Here is a 21634-nt window from a genome sequence, read left to right on the forward strand (position 1 = left end):
ACGTCCGCCCCCCCGCACGTCCGCCACCTCCCGCAGCCGCGACCCTTCGCCGCCGCTCGGCGGGCCGACGCGACCCCGCCTCGGCAGGCGCCTATCGGTCGAAGACGATCACCTGGCGGAGCGCGGTGCCGTCGGCCAGGTGGTCCATCGCCTCGTTGACGGCCGAGAGCCCGATCCTGGCCGAGATCAGCTTCTCCACCGGTAGCCTGCCCTCGCGCCACATGCGCGCGAACACCGGGATGTCCCTGGCGGGCAGCGCCGAGCCCAGGTAGCTGCCGACGATGCTGCGACCCTCGGCCACCAGTGCGAGCGGCGAGATCGAGACGCGGGCGTGCGGCGCGGGCAGCCCCACGCTGACGGTGCGGCCGCCGGGGGCGGTCGCGTTCACCGCCGTCTCGAACGCCGGGGCGCTGCCCGCCGCCTCCACCACGATCTCCGCCTTCTCCGGCAGGTCGGCAGGGAGGTATGCCTCGTGCGCGCCCAGCTCGCGCGCGGTGGCGAGCTTGTCCTGGTTGGCGTCCACGCCGACGACCCTGACGCCGTCGAGGGCACGTGCGGTGAGCAGCGCCGCCATGCCGACGCCGCCGAGCCCGACGACCATGACGGTCTGCCCCGCGCGGGGCCTGCCGACGTTGAGCACCGCGCCTCCGCCGGTCAGTACGGCGCAGCCGAGCAGCGCGGCGACCTCGGGCGGCACGTCGTCGTCGACGGGGACGGCCGAGCGCTGGTCGACCACCACGTGGGTGGCGAACGCCGACACCCCGAGGTGGTGCAGCACCCGCGTGCCGTCCCTGTGCTGGCGGACGGCGCCGCTCAGCAGGGTGCCGCCGTTGTTGGCGGCGCTGCCGGGAAGGCAGGGCGCGACGCCGTCGGTGGCGCAGCCGTCGCAGCCGCCGCACCTGGGCAGGAAGGTCATGACGACGCGTCGCCCCGGGGTGAGGCCGGTCACTCCTGGTCCGACCTGCTCCACCACGCCCGCCGCCTCGTGTCCGAGGAGCATGGGCACCGGGCGCGTCCTGTTGCCGTCGACCACCGACAGGTCGGAGTGGCACACGCCCGCCGCCTCCACTCTGACGAGCAGCTCGCCAGGGCCCGGCGGGTCCAGCTCCAGGTCGCAGACCGAGAGCGGCCGCGACTCGGCGTAGGGCCTGCTCCTGCCGATCTCTTCCAGGACCGCTCCGCGAATCCGCATCAGATCACCCTTGTTCTTGTCGAGAGGTTGGCGAGCAGCACCCCGCAGCCGCCCAGGATCAGGCCGGCGATCGCGAGCGGGTGCAGTGGTTGTCCTGCGAGCAGCCAGGCCAGTACGGCGGTCACCGCGGGGGTCAGGAAGAACACCGTGCTGACCCGGCTGGCAGGTGAGCGCAGCAGCATCCGGTTGAGCAGGATGAACGCCGCGATGGAGTTGACCAGCGCCATCCACGCCACCGAGAGCCCGAAGGCGCTCCAGTCGGACACACGCACGGGCCCTGCCGCCAAGCAGGCCAGGCCGACCGCAGGGGCGCTGACGAGCAGCTGTACGGCGGTGCCGGTCAGCGCATGCATACGGGGCACGAAGCGCTGCTGGTAGAGCGTGCCCGCGCTGAGCCCCGCCAGCCCGGCCAGGCACAGCGCCACCCCGAGGGGGGACAGGCTGACCCGGTCGGCCACCGCGAGAACCACCCCGGCCGCGCCGAGCGCGAAGCCGGCCCACTGCCCGGCGCCTATCCGCTCGCCCAGCACGCGCGAGGCCAGCACGATGACGACCGGGTTCAGCCCCTGAACCAGGGAGACGACCGCGGCGGGCAGCCCGGCGCCGAGCGCGCTGTAGAAGGCGCCGAACTGCACGGCCTGGATCAGCAGCCCGGAGACCGCCACGTGCGCCAGCGCCCGCCCTCGCGGCCACGGCACGCGTCTGACCAGCGCGTACCCTGCGAGCAGCACCCCGGCCACGGCGAACCGGGCGAACATCAGCAGCAGCGGCGGCGCGGCCAGCACCCCCGGGATACCGGCGATGAACGCGCTGCTCCACAGCACGACGAACACCGCGGGCGCCGGCGACCACCGGGCGGGCGCGGCACGCGAGGCTTCCCGCACCTGGACAGGCGTCATCGAACGGTCCTTCCGCGTGCGGATCAGGAGGCGCGCAGCGCGGAGCGGCGCAGCTCCCAGAGCCGCTCCTCGGAGGTGCACACGCCGGCGGCGCCGTGGCCAAGCGCCTCCACCACGTCGTCCTCTGCCTGCACGAACCCCGCGGCCAGGTACGGCACGCCGACCTCCCTGGCCTGCCGCTCGACGTAGCGCAGCACCACGGCCGGCATGAGCTGCACCAGGTCGGGCTGCGACCTGGCGATGGACTGCATGCTCCGCCGCAGGTTGGACCGGTCTGTCACGAACACCTTCTGCATGGTCAGCAGCCCGAGCCCGGCGGCCCGCTCGATCATCGCCTGCCGGGTGGAGCAGATCCCGACCGCCCCGATCTGCTGCAGGTAGGCCAGCGCGCCGGGGTCGTGGCCCAGCCCGGGGGTGGAGTCGATGTTGACGAACCCGATCTTCCCCGCGGCAAGGGTCTGCCTGACGGTCGCCGCCAGGTCTCCGAGCGGGATGGAGGCCAGGATGCCGAGGGGGGCGGCGGTGGTGGTGAATCGCTCCACCGTCTCCACGCCCACCAGCGACGCCACGACGGGGTGCTCGGCCAGGGCGGAGAGCAGCCGCCGGTCGATGGGACGCTTGTGACGATGGTTCACCGCATCCACCTTAATGAGCGACGGATCCGAAGGGGCTGGGCAGGCCCAGCTTGCCCGGGTTCATGATGCCGTGCGGGTCGAGGGCCTGCTTGACCGCCACCAGAGTGGGATAGCCGCTGCCGAGCGCCTGCTCCATGTACGGCGAGCGCAGCAGGCCGACGCCGTGGTGGTGGCTGATCGCGGCGCCGTGCCTGATGAGCACCTGCGCGGCGGCGTCCCAGGCGGCCCTGTACCACTCACGGCGGCGGCCGCGCTCGACGTCGCCGCGCAGCGAGAAGTACAGGCAGGCGCCGTCGGTGTAGGCGTGCGACTGGTGCGCCGAGGCGCGCAGGGTGCCCCGCACACCCTCGATGGCGGCCACCACCTCGCGGTAGATGTCCGGCAACGCGGCCCAGGGGGCGGCGATCTCGCAGGTGTCGGCGACGAACCCCGGCCCCTTGGCGAAGCCGTCGCCGGCCTTGCCGACGAGCATCCGCTCATCCAACCACCTGGCGAACACCGCCTCGCCGTCCAGCGTCACAGACGCGCGCTCCCCGCACGTCTCGGCGGCCACGGCCATGGTGGCGTCGACCAGCACCGGCTCTCCCTCGTCGGCGATGAGCAGCAGGTTGGTGCCAGGCTCGCCGAAGTGGGTGCCGCTCTCCTGCTCGTCGTACAGCCGCAGCACGGCCGGGGTCGCGCCGCGCTGCAGGATCTCCCTGCACGCCTCCAGCCCGGCGGCGAAGGTGTCGAACCCGTAGGCCCGCGCCACGGCGTACGCCGGCAGCCGATGGGTGCGCAGCCGCAGCCGGGTGATCACCCCGAGGGTGCCCTCCGAGCCGATGAACAGCTGCCGCAGGTCCGGCCCGACGGCGGCGCGCGGGTAGGCGCCGTAGGTGGCGGTGGTTCCGTCGGGCAGCACCACGTCCAGCCCGACGACCATGTCCTCGATCTTGCCGTAGCGGGTGGACAGCTGGCCCGCGCCGCGGCAGGCCGCCCAGCCGCCGACGGTGGAGATGGCGAAAGCGGAGGGCCAGTGCCCGGTCGTGGCGGCGTGCACCTCCTGCAACTCCTTCTCGAACAGGTCGCCGAACATGCCCGCCTGCACCTCGACGATCATCGACTCCGCGTCGTAGGAGAGGATCCGGTTGAGCCTGCACACGTCCAGCACGACCCCGCCGAAGACCGGCAGCGCCGCGCCCAGCACGTTGCTGCGCCCCGCGGAGACGGTCAGCGGGATGCGGTGCCGATGGCAGATCCGCACCACCGCCGTCACCTGCTCCTCGTCGGCCGCCTCGACGACCACCGCCTCGGGGGTGGCAGGGTTGCCGTCGGTCTCGCCGATGGAGGTGCCCGCCCACCAGTCGCGGGTGCGCAGGATCACCTCGTCCCTGGCGGTGTGCACCGCGGCGCAGACCGCGCGAAGCTCGGCGACCACGTCCTCGGGAACGCGCACCACCTCGCCCTGCAGGCTGGCCTCGCCCTTCCCCGGCGGGCAGTCGGCGGCCCAGCGCGGCGGGGTGGGCGCGCCGACGACGTAGTCGCCCCTGTTGAACGGATGGGTGACGGTCTGCCTGCTGATCATGAAAGTCCCTCCATCAGAACGCTCTTCTCGCGGTCCACGCCGCGCACGTAGTCCTCGACCTGCCTGGCCACCTCGTCGTCGGAGAGCCCCAGCTCGCGCTGCAGCAGCCGGCCGACCTCGGGGGCGGCCTTCACCGACAGGTCGCGGGCGAACAGCCGCATACGGGTGCGCCGCGACAGCACGTCGTCGACGTTCCTGGCCAGCTCGCACCGTGCCGCGTACACCACCTCGGCCCGCAGGTGCTCGCTGCCCTCCACGACCGGCTCGGCCAGCGCAGGGTCCTCGGCGATGAGGTCGGCGAGGAAGCGGGTCTCGGTCCCGTACCGCTCGCCCAGGTGGGCGCCGAGCCCGCCGGTGGCGGTGGTCGCCTCCGCGTCGTAGCCCGCGCCGCCGAGCAGGGGCAGGCGTGCCGTACGGCAGCGCGCCTGGCGTCCGAGCACCTGCAGCGCCTTGTCGATCACCAGTTCGCCCATGTGCCGGCTGGTGGTGAGCTTGCCTCCGGTGACGGTGACCAGGCCGTTGGCGTCGGTGGAGATGCGGTGGTCGCGGCTCATGTCGAGGGTGGCGCCCTCCTTGGACCCCACCAGGGGCCGCAGCCCGGCCATCGAGCCGACCACGTCGTCGGGGGTGAGGTCGGCGTCGAAGGCGGTGTTGGCGCCGTCGAGCAGGTACCGCATCTCCTCGCGGGTGCACAGCACCTCGTCCAGTGAGCCGTCGTAGTCGGTGTCGGTGGTGCCGATCACGACCACGTCGCCCCAGCGGGTGCAGGTGGCGCGCCGTGCCCGGCCGGGCACGGGCACGGTCACGGTGCCGTCGACGGGCAGCCGGGTCCACGGCACCACGATGTGCACGCCCTTGGCGGGGCGGACGCGCGGCCGGTGGCCGGCGTCGGAGTACGCGTCGAGGGTGTCGGACCAGACGCCGGTGGCGTTGACGACCACCCCCGCACGCACCTCGACGGTCCGCCCGTCCACCTCGACGTGCGCTCCGCGCACCCGGCCGCCCTCCTTGACGAGCTCGCGGCAGGCGGCGCCGTTCAGCACGGTCGCGCCGAAGTGGGCGGCGGTCCTGGCGATGGTCAGGGTCAGCCGGGCGTCGTCGGCGCGGCTGTCGTAGTAGAGCAGCCCGCCCCTGAGCCGGTCGGCGCGTAGCCGCGGCGCCCTGGCCAGCACCTCGGAGGCGCTGAGCCGCTGATGCAGCCGGCCGATGCGCCAGCCGCCCGCCAGGTCGTAGGTCCACAACAGGCCCTCGAAGGCCTTGGCGACGCGGGCGTCGAAGACGCCGTCCTGGGTGAGGATGGGCAGCACGAACGGCAGCCGCCGTACCAGGTGGGGCGCGTTGCGGCGGAAACGCTGCCGCTCCAGCAGCGAGCGGCGCACCAGCGGCAGGTTGCCCTGCTCGATGTAGCGCAGGCCGCCGTGCACCATCTTGGAGGACTTGGAGGAGGTGCCCGAGGCGAAGTCGTCCCGCTCCACCAGCGCCACGCTCAGGCCTCTGGCGGCGGCGTCCAGCGCGGTGTAGCAGCCGGTCACGCCACCGCCGACGACGAGGACGTCGACCGGCCCGGAGGCCAGCCGTTCGATCTGCGCCTGGCGGTCCAGCCGCAGCGGCGTACGCCGGATGGCGCTCCTGGTCTCCGATCTGGGTCTGCGTTCGGGAAGCCGGATCACGAGGGGGTTTCCTCCTGTGCGTGAGCGATGTGCCGGGTGAGCAGGTCGCGCCATTCGGCGCGGGCCTGCCTGCGCGCGGTGTCGGGAAGCGCGGGCTCGAAGACGGGGACGTCGCCGAGGCCGGCGACGACGGTGGACAGGTCCGGCCACAGCCCCGCGCGCACGCCGCCGAGATAGGCGGCGCCGCGCAGGCTGGCGCTCTCGTTGGCGCCGGCGCGGCGCACGGGCCGGCCGATGAGGTCGGCCTGGCCCGCCATCAGCTCGTCGCTGCTGGCCAGACCGCCGCCGCAGAACAGCTCGGTCACCGGCGCGCCCATCGCCTCCTCCACGCCGTCGAGCAGGTCGCACACCGAGTGGGCGATGCCTTCGAGCACGCCGCGAGCCAGCTCGGCCCTGGTGGTGGACAGGCTGAGGCCGGTGAGGACGCCGGTGGCCTCGGGCGACCAGACGGGGGTGCGCAGCCCGGCCAGCGCGGGCACGAAGCGCACCCGGCTGGGCCCAGGGTGCTCGCGGGCGAGCGCGGCCAGCTGGGCGGGCGACTCGAACAGCCCGATCTCCTCGCACAACCACCGCACGGCCGAACCGGTGGTGGCGGCGTAGCCCTCCAGGCTGAACACCGCCGAGCCGCGCGAGCGCCAGCCGACGAGCGTGAGCACTCCGGGCACCTGCCGCCGGTGGACGGGCGGCCGGTCGCCGGCGACGGCGTCGAGGAAGGTGCCGGTGCCGTGCACGCACATGGCCTGGCCGGGCCGGTGCGCGCCGAGCGCGATCAGCGCCGCGTGCTGGTCGCCCATCACCGACAGGACGGGCAGCCGCGCGCCGAGGACCGAAGGGTCGGTGACCCCGTAGTCGCCGTCCTCGTCGAGGATCTGCGGAAGCACGTCGCGCGGGCAGCCGAGGAAGTCCACCCATGGCTCGTGCCAGCCGCCGGTGCGCAGGTCGTAGCCGCCGGCGGCGACGGCGTTGGTGGCGGACATGGCGTGCACGGCACCGCCGGTCAGTTTCCACACCAGCCAGGTGTCGATCGACCCGAAGGCCAGTCGGCCCGCCGCGTGCGCCCGGCGGGCCGCCGGGTTGGCGCCGATCTCCTGCGCGGCCCACAGCAACGGCGCGCGCGAACCGACGGGCCTGCCGGTGTGCTCGATCAGGTGGGCATCCCAGCCGGGCTCCCACGCGCGCAGCCTGGCAGCGTACCGGCGGTCCTGCCACACCACCGCCGGGGTCAGCGGCTCCCCTGTGACGGTGTCCCACAGCAGCACCGTGGCGCGCTGGGTGGCGATCGACACGCCGGTGATCTCCACGCCGTGCGCCTGTGCCCACTCCAGCGCCTCCCGGCAGACCAGCGAGGTCTTGGCCCAGATCTCGGACGCGTCCTGCTCCACCCGCAGATGGTCAGGGGAGTGGACGGAGATGGGCAGGTAGGCGGGTGGGGTGGCGCGGCCGTCGTCCAGCACGATGGCCGCGCGCGTTCCCGTGGTGCCCTCGTCGACGCTGAGTACGCCCCTGCGGCGGTTCGCCGTCATCCGCGCGGACCCCCCGTCGGCAGCGCGATGTCCTCCTGTTCCAGGTTGATCGTGATGCGCGTGGGATCCCATTTGATCGCCAGGCAGGTGAACAGGCCGACCAGCGGCACCACTGACAGCACCATGAGGCTGGCTCCTACCCCGATACCCGCCTGCAACTGCGGGAACAGGTACAGGCCCGCGACCGAGCCGAGGCTGCCGAGCATGCCGGTCACGCCGGTGCCCAGGGTGCGGATGTCGCTGCGGTAGGACAGCGCGGCGATCGACTTGCCGTTCGGGCCAGGCCCGGCCGAGTGGAAGAAGATGAACAGCGCCGGCAGCAGCGCGGCCAGTGCGACCGGCAGTTCCTTGAACGTGGCGCCCATCACCAGCAGCGCGGCGAACACCACCGCGTAGCCGGTCATCGAGCTGACCCGCAGCCCCAACCGGCGGCCCGCGTAGGCCGACAGGCAGCCGCCCACGATGCCGACCGCGTTGAAGGCCATCGAGCCGAGCGTGGCCTTCTCGAACTCCCTGCCGAACAGCTCCAGGCTGATCACCGGCAGGTACCAGCCGACCGCGAAGTACTGCATGGCCTGGGTGAGCGAGATGACCGTGGACAGCACCGTTCTCGGCAGGTAGGGCGGGCGGAACAGCACGCCGGCCTCGCGTATCCCGACCTGCCTGGCGGTCTCGCCCTCAGACCCGCCCTCCTGAGGCCCTTCCTGGACGGCGAAGCCGTACAGCCGGCGCAGGGCCGCGGCGGATTCGCGCAGGCGGCCCTTGGCGGCAAGCCAGGTCGGGCTCTCCACGAGGAAGGTCAGCTGGAGCAGGAACAGCGCGAGCGCGAAGGCGGCCGAGGAGGCCACGGACCAGCGCCAGATGTCGGCGCCCACGTCGAAGCGATAGAACACCAGCGTGAGCAGCAGGTTCGTGGTGGTGGCGGTGTACCAGACGCCCTGCCAGAAGTTGAGCCTGCCCTTGAGCGAGGCCGGGGTGTACTCGGCCAGCAGCGCCATGGCCACCGCGAAGTCGATGCCGTAGGCGATGCCGACCAGGGCCCGCCCGGCGAAGACGGTCTGGAAATCGGAGCCGGCCGCGGTCAGCAGCGCGCCGAGCGCGAACACGACCTTGGTCATGAGCAGCGGCTTGACCCGGCCGATCCGAGCGGCCAGCCAGCCGCCGAAAGGATTGGAGACGATGGCGATGGCAGGCGCCATCGCGGTGAGCAGTCCGACCTCGGTGGGCGTCAGGCCGAGCTGCTTGACCATGGGAGACAGCCCGGCGCCCAGCGCCGCGTTGGAGTAGGCGTCGAGGAACAGGCCCGCCAGGGCGAGGAACCAGATCCAGCTGGCCCTGCCGGTCAGGCTCGTGAGGGTGTCGATGAGGCCGGCCGCGTCTGCGGCGTTGCGGATGCGGGTCGTACTGGTGGCCACGGGGGCGTCGCTCATGCCCAGCCGCCTTTCAGGGGGGTTCAGGTCCCTTGCCAGCGGTCCGGAAATGACAAAAGCACAGACGAAGACCACTGACAGGGATGTCTTCGTCTGTGCCTGCCGATTGACGGGACGCTATGCCCCCGTCGTCCGGAATGTCAAGCAACAAGCCGGGCCTGCTGCCAGCGCTTTCACCTCCGGGAGCGGCGGTTACCGCTACTTTCCTGGGCGTCGCCGGCTACCTGGCGGGGGCGCTGGTCGCCGAGGTCGGGGCGTCCCTGCCGGTGCCCGAAGGCCGTCGCCGGGCCAGCCTCGTGGTGCGCAGGCCAAGTGACCGCCTGACGTGGGGAGCGCGCTGGGGCCCCATCATCGTCGTCGCGACGCTGGGCGTTCACACCTGGATCTACCAGGCGTGGTCCACCGCCGGGCGCGACAGCGTGCCGCCGTCCCGGGTGATGCTCGCCCTCGCGGGGATCGGACTGGCCACGGCCGTCCTGTGGCTGTCGTGCAGATTCGTGGTGCTGCGCAGGGGTTCCTGCCCCGCGCCCACTAGGGCGCGGGGCAGCGGCCGCCTCGTTACAGCTGGACGTCGATCAGGCAAGGGCAGCCCGTGCCTGGCCGCGACGCGAGCACCAGCACGACGACCACCACCAGAAGACAGCCGAGTCGCGCGAGCCACCGAGCCTGGTCGCCGGTGAGCGGGACGCTGATGGACACCAGACTGAAGTCGTTGAACATGATCACTCCCTCTCGGGCGCGACCCGGGCGGAGGGGGAGGTCGTAGGCTGGAGGTGCTGAATCACCGGCCGCGACGCCCTGCTCCGGCAAGGCTCGCGCCGTTGCCCGTCCCTCCGCCTGTTCGGGGGGACGGGCACAACTCTAATTCGCCATAGGACGGCGGAGGCGCCGGTTCTCCGTGCCGCCCTCCGCTCGGCAGTTCTGCCCCCGCGGCGCGGAGGGCCTTTCGGCGTGCGAATAGGGCCGCTTTCTAAAAGGGCGGTTTCCGGCTCTCATGACGTCACGCCAAGCGCATATCGATTGAGTGTTTGCGCAGCTTGCAGCGGGCTCCTGGTACTTCGTCGGGTGCCATTCGGCATGCCGTGAGAGAGTAATCCCTGGTGAGGATCGGCGCCAGGATCGTTCAACAATCCAGAAATGGGTAAATCGCGGTTCCAGGCACGAGGGAAAACAGAAAAGAATGGCGCTCCCCGGGCGGCTCGGAGTCCTTTCGTGCGTTTTCCCGAGGCCGCGACCGAGGCCTGCGCGTCGTCCGTCGGTCCTTTTCTTCGGCTCTGGCGTCACGGTCCACCTCGCTTGCCGCCGGGCTACAGGACCGGAACCTTCTCGACACCCCGTGCCGCGCCTGGCATGACACAACCGGCGGCTGAGCGTCGTGCGGGCCGCCCGGTAGTCTGCATCCGAACGATCACCTGATCCTGGGGCGAGACATGCTTCATCGTGACCCTCTGACGATCGCGGTCGCCCAGCCGCCGACCATGGCGTTCGACGTGGCCGCGAACGCGCGGACCCACGCCGCCGTCGTCCGCGCGGCCGGCGCGCGCGTGGTGGTCTTCCCCGAGCTGTCGCTGACCGGCTACGAACTGGACGCCCCCGCCATCACCTGCGAGGACCCGCGTCTCGTCCCGATCGTCGAGGCGTGTGCCGAGACGGGATCGGTCGCCCTGGCGGGCGCCCTCGTGCGGGGCGAGCAGGGCCGCCCGTCCATCGCGACGCTGGCCGTGGACGCGAGCGGCGTCCTGCTGGCCTACCGCAAGATGTGCCTGGGCGGGGAGGAGCCGGAGCGCTTCCAGCCCGGCGAGAAGCCCTCGGTGCTGGAGGTCGACGGCTGGAGGCTGGGCCTGGCCGTCTGCAAGGACATGGGCGTGCCGCGGCAGGCTGCCGAGACCGCCGAACTGGGGATGGACGCCTACCTGGCCGGCGTGTGCGAGCTGGAGGAGGATCTGCCCATCATGGAGGAGCGGGCCCGCCGCGTCGTCGCCGACCACCGGGTCTGGGTCGCCGTGGCCAGCTTCGCCGGACCGACGGGAGGCGGGTTCGCGCGCACCGCGGGCCGCTCGGGCCTCTGGTCACCCGAAGGAGCCGTGATCGCCCGCGCCGACGCCGAGCCAGGCTCCCTCGCCCGCGCCACGCTCACCGGCTGAGCCGCCGGCGCGGCGTCGCCGGGCAGCACCCCGCACCCTGCCGTGGTGCGTGTGACGGCGGCGGCCACGGCGAGGACCCCGTGGGGCAGGACGGGGATCGCGGATCCCGTCAATCAGGGATCACCGCGACTGCCTCGACCTCGACCAGCTGGTCGTTGTAGCCGAGAACGGTGACGCCGAGCAGGGTGCTGGGCACGTCGTGCTCACCCATGTACTCGCGGTAGACCTTCCATGCGCTGACCAGGTCGGCCTGCCGGGAGGAGGCCACGTACACGGTGGTCTTGGCGACGTCGGCCAGCGACGCTCCCGCGCCCTCCAGCGCGGTCACGAGGTTGCGCATCACCTGATGGGTCTGCCCCGCGTAGTCGCCGACGGCGACTGTCTTGCCGTCGATGTCGAGCGGGCACGCGCCGGCCACCCAGATGGAGCGCACGGGCGCGTCGGCGACGGCGGCGTAGGCGTAGTCGACCGCCTGCGTGAGCCGGTCGTTGCGAACCAGTCGGACACCAGAATTCATAGGCATTCGCATATGGTGTCTTCATGCTTATCGTGTGTCAAAGCATATTATTGGCGCCGTAACAGACCTGGCCTCGCCGCGGGGGTACGGGGCGCCCTGACGGTCTGCCGGTCAGAACTTCGCGGACGCTGGTTGCTAGGGTCAACTGTGATCACTTGTGTCGTCGAGTACGTGATCGACCCTTCTAAGATCGACGCGTTCGAGCGCTTCGGCCGCCGCTGGATCGAACTGGTCAACCGCCACGGAGGCACGCACCACGGCTACTTCCTGCCGGCGGAGGGCGCCAGCGACAAGGCCCTGGCCCTGTTCAGCTTTCCCAGCCTGGCCGCCTACGAGGAGTACCGCGCCCTCTTCGGCGTCCATCCCGACTTCGTCGAAGCCGACCGCATCAGGGACGAGAGCGGGTGCGTGCTCCGTTACGAGCGGACCTTCATGCGGCCGTTGCTTCCCGAACTTCCGGACGGGGGATGAGCCAGGGGTCCGCACGCGTCGGCGGCAGATCAGGGCCGCAGCGCGGCCGTCCACGCGTTCATGCCCGCCTCGGTCAGGACGTGGTCCAGCGCGGTGAGGGCGGCTCCGTGCAGCGCGCCGTCCTGACCGAGGAGGGCGGCCACCACGCGCGGCGGGTCCGCCCGGCGGAAGCGCATGAGCCCGCCGGTCAGCGCGGCCTCGAACTCAGGCGTGGCCGCCGCCCGCAGCGGCTGGGCGAGTCCGCCGAGCGTCACGACGTCGGGGTCGAGGGCGTTGATGAGCCCGGCCAGGCCGCCGCCGAAGCTGCCTGCCGTACGGCCGACGGCCGCGGCTGTCGCCGCGTCTGCTGAGGTCCGGGCGATGGCGGCCAGCGCGTAGGTCCGGGGATCGTCCGGCGGCGGCTCGCCCAGATGGCGGGCGATGGCTCTGCCGTCCACGGCCAGGTCCCAGCAGCCGGTGGCCCCGCACGGGCAGCGCAGCCCGGGCTCCCCGAGCGGGAGGTGGCCGAACTCGCCGCCCGCCCCCGTCGCGCCGCTGACCGGTCGCCCGTCGACGACCAGGGTGCCGCCGACTCCCACCTCGATCATGACGTGCAGCGCCGTCGCCGCGCCCGCCGCGGCGCCCTCGCGGGCCTCGGCGACCCCCGCGAGCGTCGCGTCGTTGCCGATGAGCAGGGGCAGCCGCGCGCCGGAGGCGAGCGCGCCGAGGTCCACCGCGTCCCAGCCCAGCGTGGCGGCCTGGACGACCCTGCCGTGCTGCACGGTCGCGGCGACGGCCACCCCGACGGCCCTGACCCGCCGTCCGTGGCGGGTGTGGACGCGTCGCACCGCCTCGGCGATCGGGCCGATCACCTGCTCGGGGCCGCGGCCGGAGTGGACGCCCGCCTCGACGATCTCCGGCCTGCCGTCGAGGGAAGCGACCGCGCACCGCCAGTCCTCCTGACGCAGGTCGACCGCGATCACGAGCGGGCCGTCGGGGTGCGGACCGAGTACGGTGGTGGGACGGCCCCGCCCCGAGGCCGCGGCCGGAGCCTCGGACAGAAGCGCCAGGTCCCGCAGGCGCGCGGTGATCTCGGTGGCCGAGCCGCTGCTCAGCCCGAGCCGCTGCGCCACCACCGCTCTCGTCACCCCGGGTTCGCGGCGCATCTCCTCGAGAACCGCCAACGCCCCGCGCCAGCGAGCGTCGCCGACGCGAGAGGGGCTTGCCATCCGCACCACTGTCTCCTTTATGCTCGATGGACGAGTTTATACAGAAGGAGGCCCCATGACACGACGGCCGGACCTCGGCGAGGTGGAGGCGGTACTTCTGGACATGGACGGCACTCTCGTCGATTCCGACGCCTGCGTCGAGCGCGCCTGGACCACCTGGGCAGGCGAGTACGGCGTAGCGGTGGAGACGGTGCTCGCGATCGCCCATGGCAACCCGGCAGGCCGTACGGTGCGACAGCTCTTCCCTCAGCTCGACGAGGAGGCGGCCACGATCGCGGCCAAGCGGCAGCTCGCTCTGCAGTACGACGACCTGTCGGACGTCGCCGCCGCGCTCGGCGCGCCTGACCTGCTCGCCGCGCTGGAGGAGTCGGGCGTGCCGTGGGCGGTGGTGACGAGCGCCGACGGACGGCTGGCGAAGGCGCGGCTGGCCACGGCCGGGATCGAACCGCCGCTGCTTCTCACGATCGACGACGTACGGCAGGGCAAGCCCGATCCCGAGGGCTACCTGCGGGCCGCCGCCGCCCTGGGAGTCGACTCCGCCGCGTGCCTCGTCGTCGAGGACTCCGCCCCCGGCCTCGCCGCGGGCACGGCGGCGGGAATGATCACTGCGGCGCTCCGCGGCCTCGACGGCGACCTGCGCGTGAGCGACCTCGGACACCTGGCCCACCTGCTGCGCCGCGCGCGGACCAGGCGCGAAGCCGTCGGCCACCAGGTGGAGCCATGAGCTGGGACCGGCGCGTGGTCCGCCAGGTCGGGCTCGCGCAGGCGGCGCTCGGCTTCACCGTCAACAGTCTCGGCGCCTGCCTCGTGCTGCTGGCCGCCGACCTGGACAGCGCGCCAGAGGAGCTCGCGTGGCTGTCGTCGTCGTTCGGCGTCGGCCTGCTGGTCGCCGGCGTGGCCGGACGGTGGGCGCTCCGTCCTGGCCCGCGACCGGCCCTGCTCGGCTCCGCCCTGGTCGCCGCCGCGGGAACGACCCTGCTCGCGCTCGGCGCGAGCGCGGTCATGGCGGCGGCAGGCGCGCTGCTGCTCGGCTTGGGAGCGGCGGGGTTCGTGCTGGTCACCCCCGCCCTGCTGAGCGGACCGGACGCCGCTGCGGGCCTGGCTCGCGCCAACGCGGCCGCCAGCGTCAGCGCGCTGTTCGGGCCGCTCGCGATCGGGGCCTTGGCCGCCGCGGGTCTCAGCGGACGGCTCGCCCTACTGATCGCCGTCCCTCCTCTGCTGTTCCTGGCCGCCGACACCCGCCCCCGCCGCTCAGCCACTGCCACCGACCCTGATTCGGACCCCGTCTCTGTGGCGGACGCCGTCTCTGTCTCAGCCACCGCCACCGTCTCCAGCTCGGACGCCGTCTCTGTGTCGGACGCTGTCTCTGTCTCCAGTTCGGGCTCCGGCTCCGGTCTTGGAACGGGTGACGTGCCGTTCGGCTCCGTGGAGCGCGCCCGGCCTCACGTGGAGGTCGCGCGGGCGCCGTCCGTGTGGCGGGCCGCAGGTGTGTGGGCCACGATCGTGGTCGCGGTGTCGATCGAGTTCTGCTTCACGATCTGGTCGACGACCAGGCTGCAGGCCACCGGCCTGCCCGCGGGCGCGGCCGCGGCCGCCGCGACCACGTTCCTGGTCGGGATGGCGGCGGGACGGCTGGCGGCGCCGCGCCTGATCGCCCGCCGGGTCCCCGTCATCCCCGTGGGTTGCGGGCTCGCGGCGGCGGGAACCGTCGTCGTCGCGCTGTTCGACGCGCCGGTGCCGGTCACGTTGGGGCTCGCGCTGGCCGGCCTCGGCGTCGCGCCGTTCTACCCGGTCACGCTCGCCCGGCTCGTCCAGGTGCCTGGCCTCCCCACGGCTCGCGCGGCGGCATACGGCGCGCTCGCCTCGGGCACCGCGATCCTGGCGGCGCCCGCGACCCTCGCCGCGCTCGGCGCCGCCCTCGACCTGCGAACCGCCTACCTCGTCGCGGTGCTTCCCCTGGCCCTCGTCCTGGCCGCCGCCACGCTGCCCAGGCGCGTTCGCGCCTGACCTCTCACCTCGGCAGTCGCCCTCCTCCACGACCATGGCCGGCCGCCTCTCAGCCTTCCGCGGCGGTGGCCGGCCGGACGGGGATCCGTGGGGGAGCCGCTACGCGTTCGCGGGGACGACGGTGCGATCGACGAGATTGAAGACCGTGTGCGCGTCATGTCCGCCGAACAGCAGCGAGATCACGATCGCGGCCATCGCCTCGAGGTGGTGCGCATGCCGAAGATCTCCGACCTGCAGTGGTTCGCATCCGATGTCGGTGATCAGTTGACGCGTCGTCTCCAGCGCCGCCTGGTCGTCGCCGCAGTAGGGCACGACCAGGCTGCGGTGATCGAACACCGGCGGCCGCATCTGCCAGACCCGCGCGTGACAGAGGTTGAACGCCTTGACGACATGTCCGCCGGTCGCCTGCTCGATGTCCTGCGCCATCGACCGGCCCGGCGGGGTGACCAGCGTGAAGTGCTCGACCTCGACCGGGTTGTTGCAGTCGACGACGGGCTTGTCCCGCAACGCGTCGCCGATCCCGGCGAGCGTGCCCGCCATTCCCTGGTGGAGCACCGCGACCAGGGCGACGTCCGCGAACTCGGCCACCTCCCTGGAACCGCCGGCGCGAGCTCCCCACTTGCGGGCCAGGGCCTGCGCCTTGCTCGCCGTCCGGCCGGTGATCATCAGTTCGTGCCCCGCGGCGGCCCACTGGGTGCCGAGCGCGTCGGCCATCGCACCGGCCCCGAAGATTCCGATTCTCATGGCGGCAACGGTAGGAGCGCGTGGGGCACCGACAGGTTCCCTACGGCGTCAGTCGTCACCAGTTCGTCGGCGTGCTCCTCGGCCCATCGGGCGAGCACCGACACCGGTTCGAGGAGGCTCTCGCCGAGGCGGGTCAGTCGATACTCCACGCCCGCAGGGGCGGTGGCCAGGGTCCTCCGCTCCACGAGGTTGCCGCGTTCCAGCTTGCGCAGCGTCTGGGTCAGCATCTTGTTGCTGATCCCGCCGATCTGGTCGCGGAGATCGCTGTAGCGCCGCGGGCCGCGTCCCAGCCCGAACACCACCACGACCGACCAGGTGTCGGCGATCAGGTCCAGCGTGGTGCGGGCCGGACAGTCGGCAAGGAACACATCGTAGTCACTCATGTACAGGCGCTGCCCCGCATCCGACCCCTCTGCGTACGGCCTTCCAGTGTAGGACGACCGGGCACCGGCACCGGCGCGCCGTCGTCCTGGGCGCGGGAAGATCTGCGGGAAGAGGGCCGCCTCCCGCTGATGACGCCCGCCGCCTCGCCTATGCCGTCGTCGAGGGCGCGCGGCCCCCGGTCGAGCACCATCACGCCGCATTCGAGGTCAGGGCGGAGGGCGCGGAGGCGAGCCGGTTGATCGGGACCACCGACGTGCTGCCGCACGCGGTCGCAGCCGAGATCCGCGTGCGCGTCGAGCGGGGCGCGGCGGAGATGAAGCAGACGATCGAGAGCGCCGCACGATCACCTCGGCGGTGATCGTGCGGCGTCGTCGTGGTGCGCTCAGTGGTGGGGCTGGGCGTGGCGGGGCAGGAGGCGGACGAGGGCGCAGCAGACCAGGACGCCGGCGGCGACGACGGACAGGCTGAGGGCGGTCCCGCCGGCGGTGTGGAAGTAGACGGTGGTGACGGCCGCCGCGCCGATGCTGTTGGCCAGTTGCTGGATGGCCGAGAGGGAACCGCTGGCGCTGCCGGACTCCTTCGGGTCGATGCCTCCGAGGGTGATCTGATAGATGGTGCCGAAACAGGTCCCCATACCCAGGCCGGTGACGAAGACGGGCGCGACGAGCGCCGGGACGGCCGGCCCCGAGCCCAGGGCGAGGAGCCAGAGCGTGCCGGCCAGGGTGAGGACCAGACCGGCCAGGACGAGGGTACGGCCCAGGCGGGCGATGAGCCGGTGGGCCGCGATCGAGGCGACGACGATGCCCGCCGCGATCGGCGCGAGGCCGAGCGAGGCCTGGGTCGGCGTGCGGTGCAGCACGTCCTGCAGGAAGAGGGAGAGCACGAACAGCAGGCCGGAGATGGCCGCGTAGAAGACCAGGCCGAGGACCAGACCGGAGACGAAGCCGCGGTTGCGCAGCAGCGAGGGCTCGATGAGCGGGCTGGACGCGGTGGACTGGCGCAGGCAGAACAGGGCGAAGAGGACGGCTCCTGCGGCCAGGCACGAGACCGGGCGCAGCGTCCAGCCGTGGCTGGAGCCGTCGATCAGGCCGTAGAGCAGGCCGAGCATCGCGCCCGCCAGGAGACCTGAGCCGAGGCCGTCGACGGTGACGCCACGGTCGCCTTCGTCGTGGGGGAGGAGCCGGACGGCCAGGCCGATGGCCAGGCCGCCGAGCACGATGTTGATCAGGAACATGGAGCGCCAGCCGAGCCCGAACAGGTCGGCGTCGATGAGGACCCCGGCCAGGACGGGGCCGCAGATCGCGGACAGGCCGAGGGCGGGCGCGAAGACGCTGAAGGCCTTACCGAGCTCCTCACGGGGGAAGACGGTGCCCAGGATGCCGAACCCCTGAGGGATGAGCAGGGCGCCGAAGGCCCCCTGGAGCAGCCGGAAGGCGATGATCGAGACCGGGTCGAAGGCCAGGCCGCAGGCGATCGAGGCCACGGTGAAGCCGGTGATGCCGGTCAGGAACAGGCGGCGTCGTCCGTACTTGTCACCGAGCCTGCCGCCGACCACGAGCAGGACGCCCATGGCCAGGGCGTAGCCGGCGCCGAGCCACTGGACGAGGGCGGCGCCACCGTCCAGGTCGGCGGCGATGGTCGGTGCGGCGATGTTGGTGATCGTCGCGTCGAGCAGGTCGAGGATCGCGGCGAAAAGGATGACGGCGAGGACGGCCCAGCGCCTTCGATCGGTGGATCGCGGTGGCGCGGAAGCGGGGAGGGTGGTCATGGTCTGCCTTGTCGAAGGTCGTGATCAGTGTCTGGAGAAGGCGGCGGCGTTCTCGGCCGCCCATTGCCGGAAGGTGCGGGCGGGCCGGCCGAGGAGGGTCTGGGTGGTGTCCTCGATGGCGGCGGGCTCCTCGGAGGCGGCGGCCCAGTACGCGAGCAGGGAACCGACCACCGGAGCGGGCATGTACCGGCTCATCTGCTGCTCGGCCTCGGCGTGGGTGATTCGCACGAGCGGGATGTCGCGCCCAAGAACCTCCGACAGGACGGCCAGCTGCCGGCGGAAGGTGAGCGCTTCCGGGCCGGTCAGGACGACGGCGCGGCCCTTGAGCGAGGGACCGGTCAGCGCTTCGACGGCGATGTCGGCGATGTCGGCGGAGTGGATGGGGGCGACGTCGGCGTCCGGGTAGGCGAGCTCGATCGGCAGGTTCCCGCTGATGAAGTGGGCCCAGCCGAGGGCGTTGCCGGCGAAGGCGCCGGCCCGCAGGAACGTGCAGGGAAGGCCGGAGGCGGTCAGGGACTGCTCGACCTTGAGGCTGTGGCCGGCCAGGGGATTGCTCTCGGCGTCCGGGCTGAGGACCGAGGCGGACGACAGCAGCACGACGTGCTCCACGCCGGCGTCCTGCGCGGTCTTGACGAAGGCGTCGATGCCGCCGGGCTCGGGATACAGGAACACCTGGCGGACGCCGCGCAGAGCGGTGGCGAAGGTCTCGGGCCGGTCGAGCTCGAGGTGGAAGGCCTCGACGCCGGCCGGAACGGTCAGCTCGGCGAGGTTGGCGCTGGCGGCGCGCACCGGCAGGCCGGAGGTGTGGAGGCGGCTGATGACGGCCTGGCCGACCGTGCCGCGAGCGCCGGTCACGAGAGTGGTCATGGGGATCTCCATTCGTTGGTGAAAGCATGTGCATGCTGTCATGCACATAAATTCATGTCAACACATGCCTGTAGAGGCTCACGGAGATACCATGGGCGCATGACGAACCGGCAGAGAGCCGCCGACGAGCTTCTCGACGCCGTGGGTCCCGCCTTCTCCAAGCTGCGCCGCTCGTCATTGCTGCAGGTCGAGCACCCGATCTCGGCCAAGGATCTGAGCCGGACGCTGGTCCTCAACATCGTCATGGAGCACACCCAGGACTCGGCGGACGAGGTCACCGTCGGCGCGGTGGCGGAGCTTCTCGGCGTGGATCCCTCGGTGGCCAGCCGCATGGTCAGCGACAACATCAAGGCGGGCTATCTGGTCCGTGCCGCCTCGCAGCAGGACGGCCGCCGCACCGTCCTGCACCTCAGTCCTGAAGGCGTCGAGCTCATGGCGCGCTTCCGCCGTCATCAGCGTTCGGCGTTCGAGTACATCACCGCCGACTGGTCAGAGCGCGACCGCCTGGAGTTCGCCCGCCTGATGCTCAAGTACGTCGACTCCGTCGCCCACCTTCCCGACCGCCACGCGGCCGAAGACGACAGGGCCACCTGAGCCCGGCACCGGTAGCGGGGCGACGCGGTACGGCCGGTGAAGGGGCGGCGCGGGAAGAGCGCGACATCCATCGCGGTTGGGCATGGACGTGGAGCGAACGGACGTCGTCGTCATCGGCGCGGGACAGGCGGGACTGTCCAGCGCCTACTTCCTGGCCCGCTACGGTCTGGACCCCGTCGTGCTCGACGCGGCGGACGGTCCCGGCGGCGCGTGGCGGCACAGATCTCCCTCGCTGACCATGGACAAGATCCACAGCATCTTCGACCTGCCCGGCGTGCGCAGGGAGCCCGCGGCCGACGGCCGCGCCCCCGCCGCGCTGGTGGTGCCCGCGTACTACGGCGACTACGAGCGCTCGGTCGGCCTGAATGTCGTGCGGCCGGTGCGGGTCAGCGCCGTCACGAGAGGCGGGGAGGACAGGCTCGTCGTCGCCTCCGACGCGGGGGCGTGGGCGGCACGGGCGGTGGTCAACGCGACGGGGACCTGGACGCGTCCGTACTGGCCGTACTACCCGGGCGGCGCGGGCTTCCTCGGCAGGCAGCTGCACTACGCCTCCTACAGGGGGCCCGCCGAGTTCGCCGGGCGCAGGGTGGCGGTCGTGGGCGGCGGCGCCTCGGCGATGCACGTCCTGTCGGAGCTGGGCGGGGTCGCGGCGGGGACTCTCTGGATCACCCGCAGGCCGCCGGTCTGGCGCGACGACGACTTCGGCGAGGAGGCGCGCAGGGACGCGGTGGCCATGGTGGAGGAGCGGGTCCGCCTGGGACTGCCGCCACAGAGCGTGGTCAGCGTGACGGGCCTCGGCTACACGCCCGTCGTGCTGGAGGCGCTGGCCAAGGGGACGCTGCACCGGCTGCCGATGTTCTCCAGGATCGAGCCGAACGGCCTCGCCTGGGCTGACGGGCGTTTCGAGGAGGCCGACACGATCGTGTGGGCGACCGGGTTCCGCTCCGCGCTCGACCACCTGGCCCCGCTGCGGCTGCGCACACCCGGAGGCGGGATCCAGGTGGACGGCACGCAGGCGGTGGCCGAACCCCGGCTGCAGCTGGTGGGGTACGGCCCTTCGGCGAGCACGATCGGCGCCAATCGCGCGGGCCGTACCGCCGCCCTGAACATCCGCCGCCACCTCGCCGCCACGCGAGCCCCCGGCCAGGTGCCCGTCACCCCCTGATCCCTTCGCGAGGGACCTGAGCCCGGGGCCCCACAGGGGCGTTGACGCCGGGATCGTGTGGGCCTAGCTTGCGGGAAAGCCCTTTCCCGACTCGTATGGAGGTCCCCGTGGCTGAGCTTCCCGGCGCCGTCGGCGTCTCGCGGCTGTGCGTCTACGACACGCTCGCCCCCGACGGTCAGGTGGGTGGAACCCCCCACCTCCACCTGTGCTGCAGCGAAGCCTACGTCGTCACCTCGGGCGAAGGCCTGGTCGAGACCCTCAACCTGGACGGCTTCGCCCGGACGCCGCTGAAGCAGGGAGCCGTCGTCTGGTTCACCCCCGGCACCATCCACCGCCTCGTCAACCACGGCGGTCTGGAGATCGTCGTGCTCATGCAGAACAGCGGCCTGCCCGAGGCGGGCGACGCGGTCCTGACCTTCCCCCAGCACATGCTGGACGATCCCGGGACCTACGCGGCAGCCGCCACGCTGCCGGACGGCGGCGCCCCCGGATCGGACCTGGAAGCCGCGTTCAGGCGGAGGGATCTGGCGGTCGAGGGCTTCACGGTGCTGGCCGAAGCGGCGAAGGCGGGTGACCTCGGCCCGCTGAGGGCATTCCACCGGGCCGCCGCCCGCCTGGTTCGTCCGCGGCTGGCGGAGTGGCGCCGGCGCTGGGAGGGCGGGGCGCGGGCGGTGGCCGAGGAGACCGGCAGGCAGCTGGACGCGCTGGAACGCGGCGACCTCGCGCACTTCGAGGCCGCCGCCGTCCACGAGCTGGCAGGGCCGAGCGAGCGTGAGCGCAGGGGGATGTGCGGCCTGCTGGAGGTCTACCACGTAAGAAAGGGGTAGGCAGCTGGTGACCAGAATGCTAGCT

22 protein-coding genes are annotated in these 21634 nt (G+C 72.4%); 8 read left to right on the forward strand and 14 right to left on the reverse strand.

The genetic code is table 11. The features are described from left to right. Positions 1-91 precede the first annotated feature (91 nt). The 8 genes from ABFX55_RS02990 to ABFX55_RS03025 form a co-directional block, all read right to left on the reverse strand. A complete protein-coding gene (locus tag ABFX55_RS02990; protein ID WP_346117353.1) occupies positions 92-1192 on the reverse strand; it encodes an alcohol dehydrogenase catalytic domain-containing protein in 1101 nt (366 codons plus the stop codon). Continuing rightward, complete coding sequence (locus ABFX55_RS02995; protein WP_346117355.1) at positions 1192-2091, reverse strand: DMT family transporter; 900 nt, start codon at positions 2089-2091, stop codon at positions 1192-1194. Before ABFX55_RS02995 ends, ABFX55_RS02990 begins: the two co-directional genes overlap by 1 nt. 23 nt (positions 2092-2114) lie before the next feature. After that, positions 2115-2726 carry a glycerol-3-phosphate responsive antiterminator gene (locus ABFX55_RS03000; protein WP_346117357.1) on the reverse strand — a complete coding sequence of 204 codons (612 nt, stop codon included), beginning with the start codon at positions 2724-2726 and terminating at the stop codon, positions 2115-2117. Between the two features lie 10 nt (positions 2727-2736). Further along, complete coding sequence (locus tag ABFX55_RS03005; protein WP_346117359.1) at positions 2737-4290, reverse strand: FAD-binding oxidoreductase; 1554 nt, start codon at positions 4288-4290, stop codon at positions 2737-2739. After that, positions 4287-5960, reverse strand: coding sequence for a glycerol-3-phosphate dehydrogenase/oxidase (locus ABFX55_RS03010; protein WP_346117361.1), 1674 nt, complete (start codon positions 5958-5960; stop codon positions 4287-4289). Before ABFX55_RS03010 ends, ABFX55_RS03005 begins: the two co-directional genes overlap by 4 nt. Further along, the gene (locus ABFX55_RS03015) at positions 5957-7483 is read right to left on the reverse strand and encodes an FGGY family carbohydrate kinase (RefSeq protein ID WP_346117363.1); all 1527 of its coding nucleotides are present in this window, start codon (positions 7481-7483) and stop codon (positions 5957-5959) included. Before ABFX55_RS03015 ends, ABFX55_RS03010 begins: the two co-directional genes overlap by 4 nt. After that, positions 7480-8913, reverse strand: a complete 1434-nt coding sequence (locus ABFX55_RS03020; protein WP_346117365.1) for an MFS transporter — start codon at positions 8911-8913, stop codon at positions 7480-7482. The genes ABFX55_RS03015 and ABFX55_RS03020 overlap by 4 nt, the downstream gene beginning before the upstream one ends. Positions 8914-9471: 558 nt before the next feature. Beyond that, entirely contained in the window at positions 9472-9633 is a 162-nt protein-coding gene (locus tag ABFX55_RS03025) for a hypothetical protein (protein ID WP_346117367.1), read from the reverse strand. 710 nt (positions 9634-10343) lie between these two features. Here ABFX55_RS03025 and ABFX55_RS03030 point away from each other — a divergent pair. Then, positions 10344-11057, forward strand: coding sequence for a carbon-nitrogen hydrolase family protein (locus ABFX55_RS03030; RefSeq protein ID WP_346117369.1), 714 nt, complete (start codon positions 10344-10346; stop codon positions 11055-11057). 109 nt (positions 11058-11166) lie between these two features. On the opposite strand, the gene ABFX55_RS03035 is transcribed toward ABFX55_RS03030, so the two are convergent. Further along, a complete protein-coding gene (locus ABFX55_RS03035; RefSeq protein ID WP_346117371.1) occupies positions 11167-11574 on the reverse strand; it encodes a RidA family protein in 408 nt (135 codons plus the stop codon). A 171-nt stretch (positions 11575-11745) separates the two neighbouring features. Between ABFX55_RS03035 and ABFX55_RS03040 the strand changes: the two genes are divergently transcribed. Next, positions 11746-12045 (forward strand): NIPSNAP family protein, encoded by a 300-nt coding sequence (locus ABFX55_RS03040; protein ID WP_346117373.1) that lies wholly within the window; start codon positions 11746-11748, stop codon positions 12043-12045. Between the two features lie 29 nt (positions 12046-12074). On the opposite strand, the gene ABFX55_RS03045 is transcribed toward ABFX55_RS03040, so the two are convergent. Further along, positions 12075-13253 (reverse strand): ROK family transcriptional regulator, encoded by a 1179-nt coding sequence (locus tag ABFX55_RS03045; RefSeq protein ID WP_346117374.1) that lies wholly within the window; start codon positions 13251-13253, stop codon positions 12075-12077. A gap of 55 nt (positions 13254-13308) precedes the next feature. Here ABFX55_RS03045 and ABFX55_RS03050 point away from each other — a divergent pair, with 55 nt between their 5' ends. Both ABFX55_RS03050 and ABFX55_RS03055 read left to right on the forward strand, forming a co-directional pair. Further along, the gene (locus ABFX55_RS03050) at positions 13309-13977 is read left to right on the forward strand and encodes an HAD-IA family hydrolase (RefSeq protein ID WP_346117376.1); all 669 of its coding nucleotides are present in this window, start codon (positions 13309-13311) and stop codon (positions 13975-13977) included. Beyond that, positions 13974-15260, forward strand: coding sequence for an MFS transporter (locus tag ABFX55_RS03055; protein ID WP_346117378.1), 1287 nt, complete (start codon positions 13974-13976; stop codon positions 15258-15260). The genes ABFX55_RS03050 and ABFX55_RS03055 overlap by 4 nt, the downstream gene beginning before the upstream one ends. A gap of 99 nt (positions 15261-15359) precedes the next feature. Here ABFX55_RS03055 and ABFX55_RS03060 read toward each other — a convergent pair whose 3' ends face one another. Beyond that, the gene (locus tag ABFX55_RS03060; RefSeq protein ID WP_346117380.1) at positions 15360-16004 is read right to left on the reverse strand and encodes an NADPH-dependent F420 reductase; all 645 of its coding nucleotides are present in this window, start codon (positions 16002-16004) and stop codon (positions 15360-15362) included. Continuing rightward, positions 16001-16387 carry a winged helix-turn-helix transcriptional regulator gene (locus tag ABFX55_RS03065; RefSeq protein WP_346117381.1) on the reverse strand — a complete coding sequence of 129 codons (387 nt, stop codon included), beginning with the start codon at positions 16385-16387 and terminating at the stop codon, positions 16001-16003. The genes ABFX55_RS03060 and ABFX55_RS03065 overlap by 4 nt, the downstream gene beginning before the upstream one ends. A 236-nt stretch (positions 16388-16623) precedes the next feature. Here ABFX55_RS03065 and ABFX55_RS03070 point away from each other — a divergent pair, with 236 nt between their 5' ends. Beyond that, positions 16624-16746, forward strand: a complete 123-nt coding sequence (locus tag ABFX55_RS03070; protein WP_346117383.1) for a hypothetical protein — start codon at positions 16624-16626, stop codon at positions 16744-16746. Positions 16747-16770: 24 nt separating this feature from the next. On the opposite strand, the gene ABFX55_RS03075 is transcribed toward ABFX55_RS03070, so the two are convergent. Both ABFX55_RS03075 and ABFX55_RS03080 read right to left on the reverse strand, forming a co-directional pair. Continuing rightward, positions 16771-18156, reverse strand: coding sequence for an MFS transporter (locus ABFX55_RS03075; protein ID WP_346117385.1), 1386 nt, complete (start codon positions 18154-18156; stop codon positions 16771-16773). A gap of 24 nt (positions 18157-18180) precedes the next feature. Beyond that, entirely contained in the window at positions 18181-19023 is an 843-nt protein-coding gene (locus ABFX55_RS03080; protein ID WP_346117387.1) for an NAD(P)H-binding protein, read from the reverse strand. A gap of 99 nt (positions 19024-19122) precedes the next feature. Between ABFX55_RS03080 and ABFX55_RS03085 the strand changes: the two genes are divergently transcribed. The 3 genes from ABFX55_RS03085 to ABFX55_RS03095 all read left to right on the forward strand — a co-directional run bounded on the left by ABFX55_RS03085 (position 19123) and on the right by ABFX55_RS03095 (position 21609). Next, positions 19123-19617, forward strand: a complete 495-nt coding sequence (locus tag ABFX55_RS03085) for a MarR family winged helix-turn-helix transcriptional regulator (RefSeq protein ID WP_346117389.1) — start codon at positions 19123-19125, stop codon at positions 19615-19617. 82 nt (positions 19618-19699) lie between these two features. Then, the gene (locus ABFX55_RS03090; RefSeq protein WP_346117390.1) at positions 19700-20782 is read left to right on the forward strand and encodes an FAD-dependent oxidoreductase; all 1083 of its coding nucleotides are present in this window, start codon (positions 19700-19702) and stop codon (positions 20780-20782) included. A gap of 107 nt (positions 20783-20889) precedes the next feature. Then, on the forward strand, positions 20890-21609 hold the full coding sequence (locus ABFX55_RS03095; protein ID WP_346117392.1) for a cupin domain-containing protein: 720 nt from the start codon (positions 20890-20892) through the stop codon (positions 21607-21609). The last annotated feature ends 25 nt before the right edge of the window (positions 21610-21634 follow it).

Origin of the sequence: Nonomuraea roseola (assembly GCF_039535395.1) — a bacterium.
Taxonomy (GTDB): Bacteria; Actinomycetota; Actinomycetes; order Streptosporangiales; family Streptosporangiaceae; genus Nonomuraea; species Nonomuraea roseola.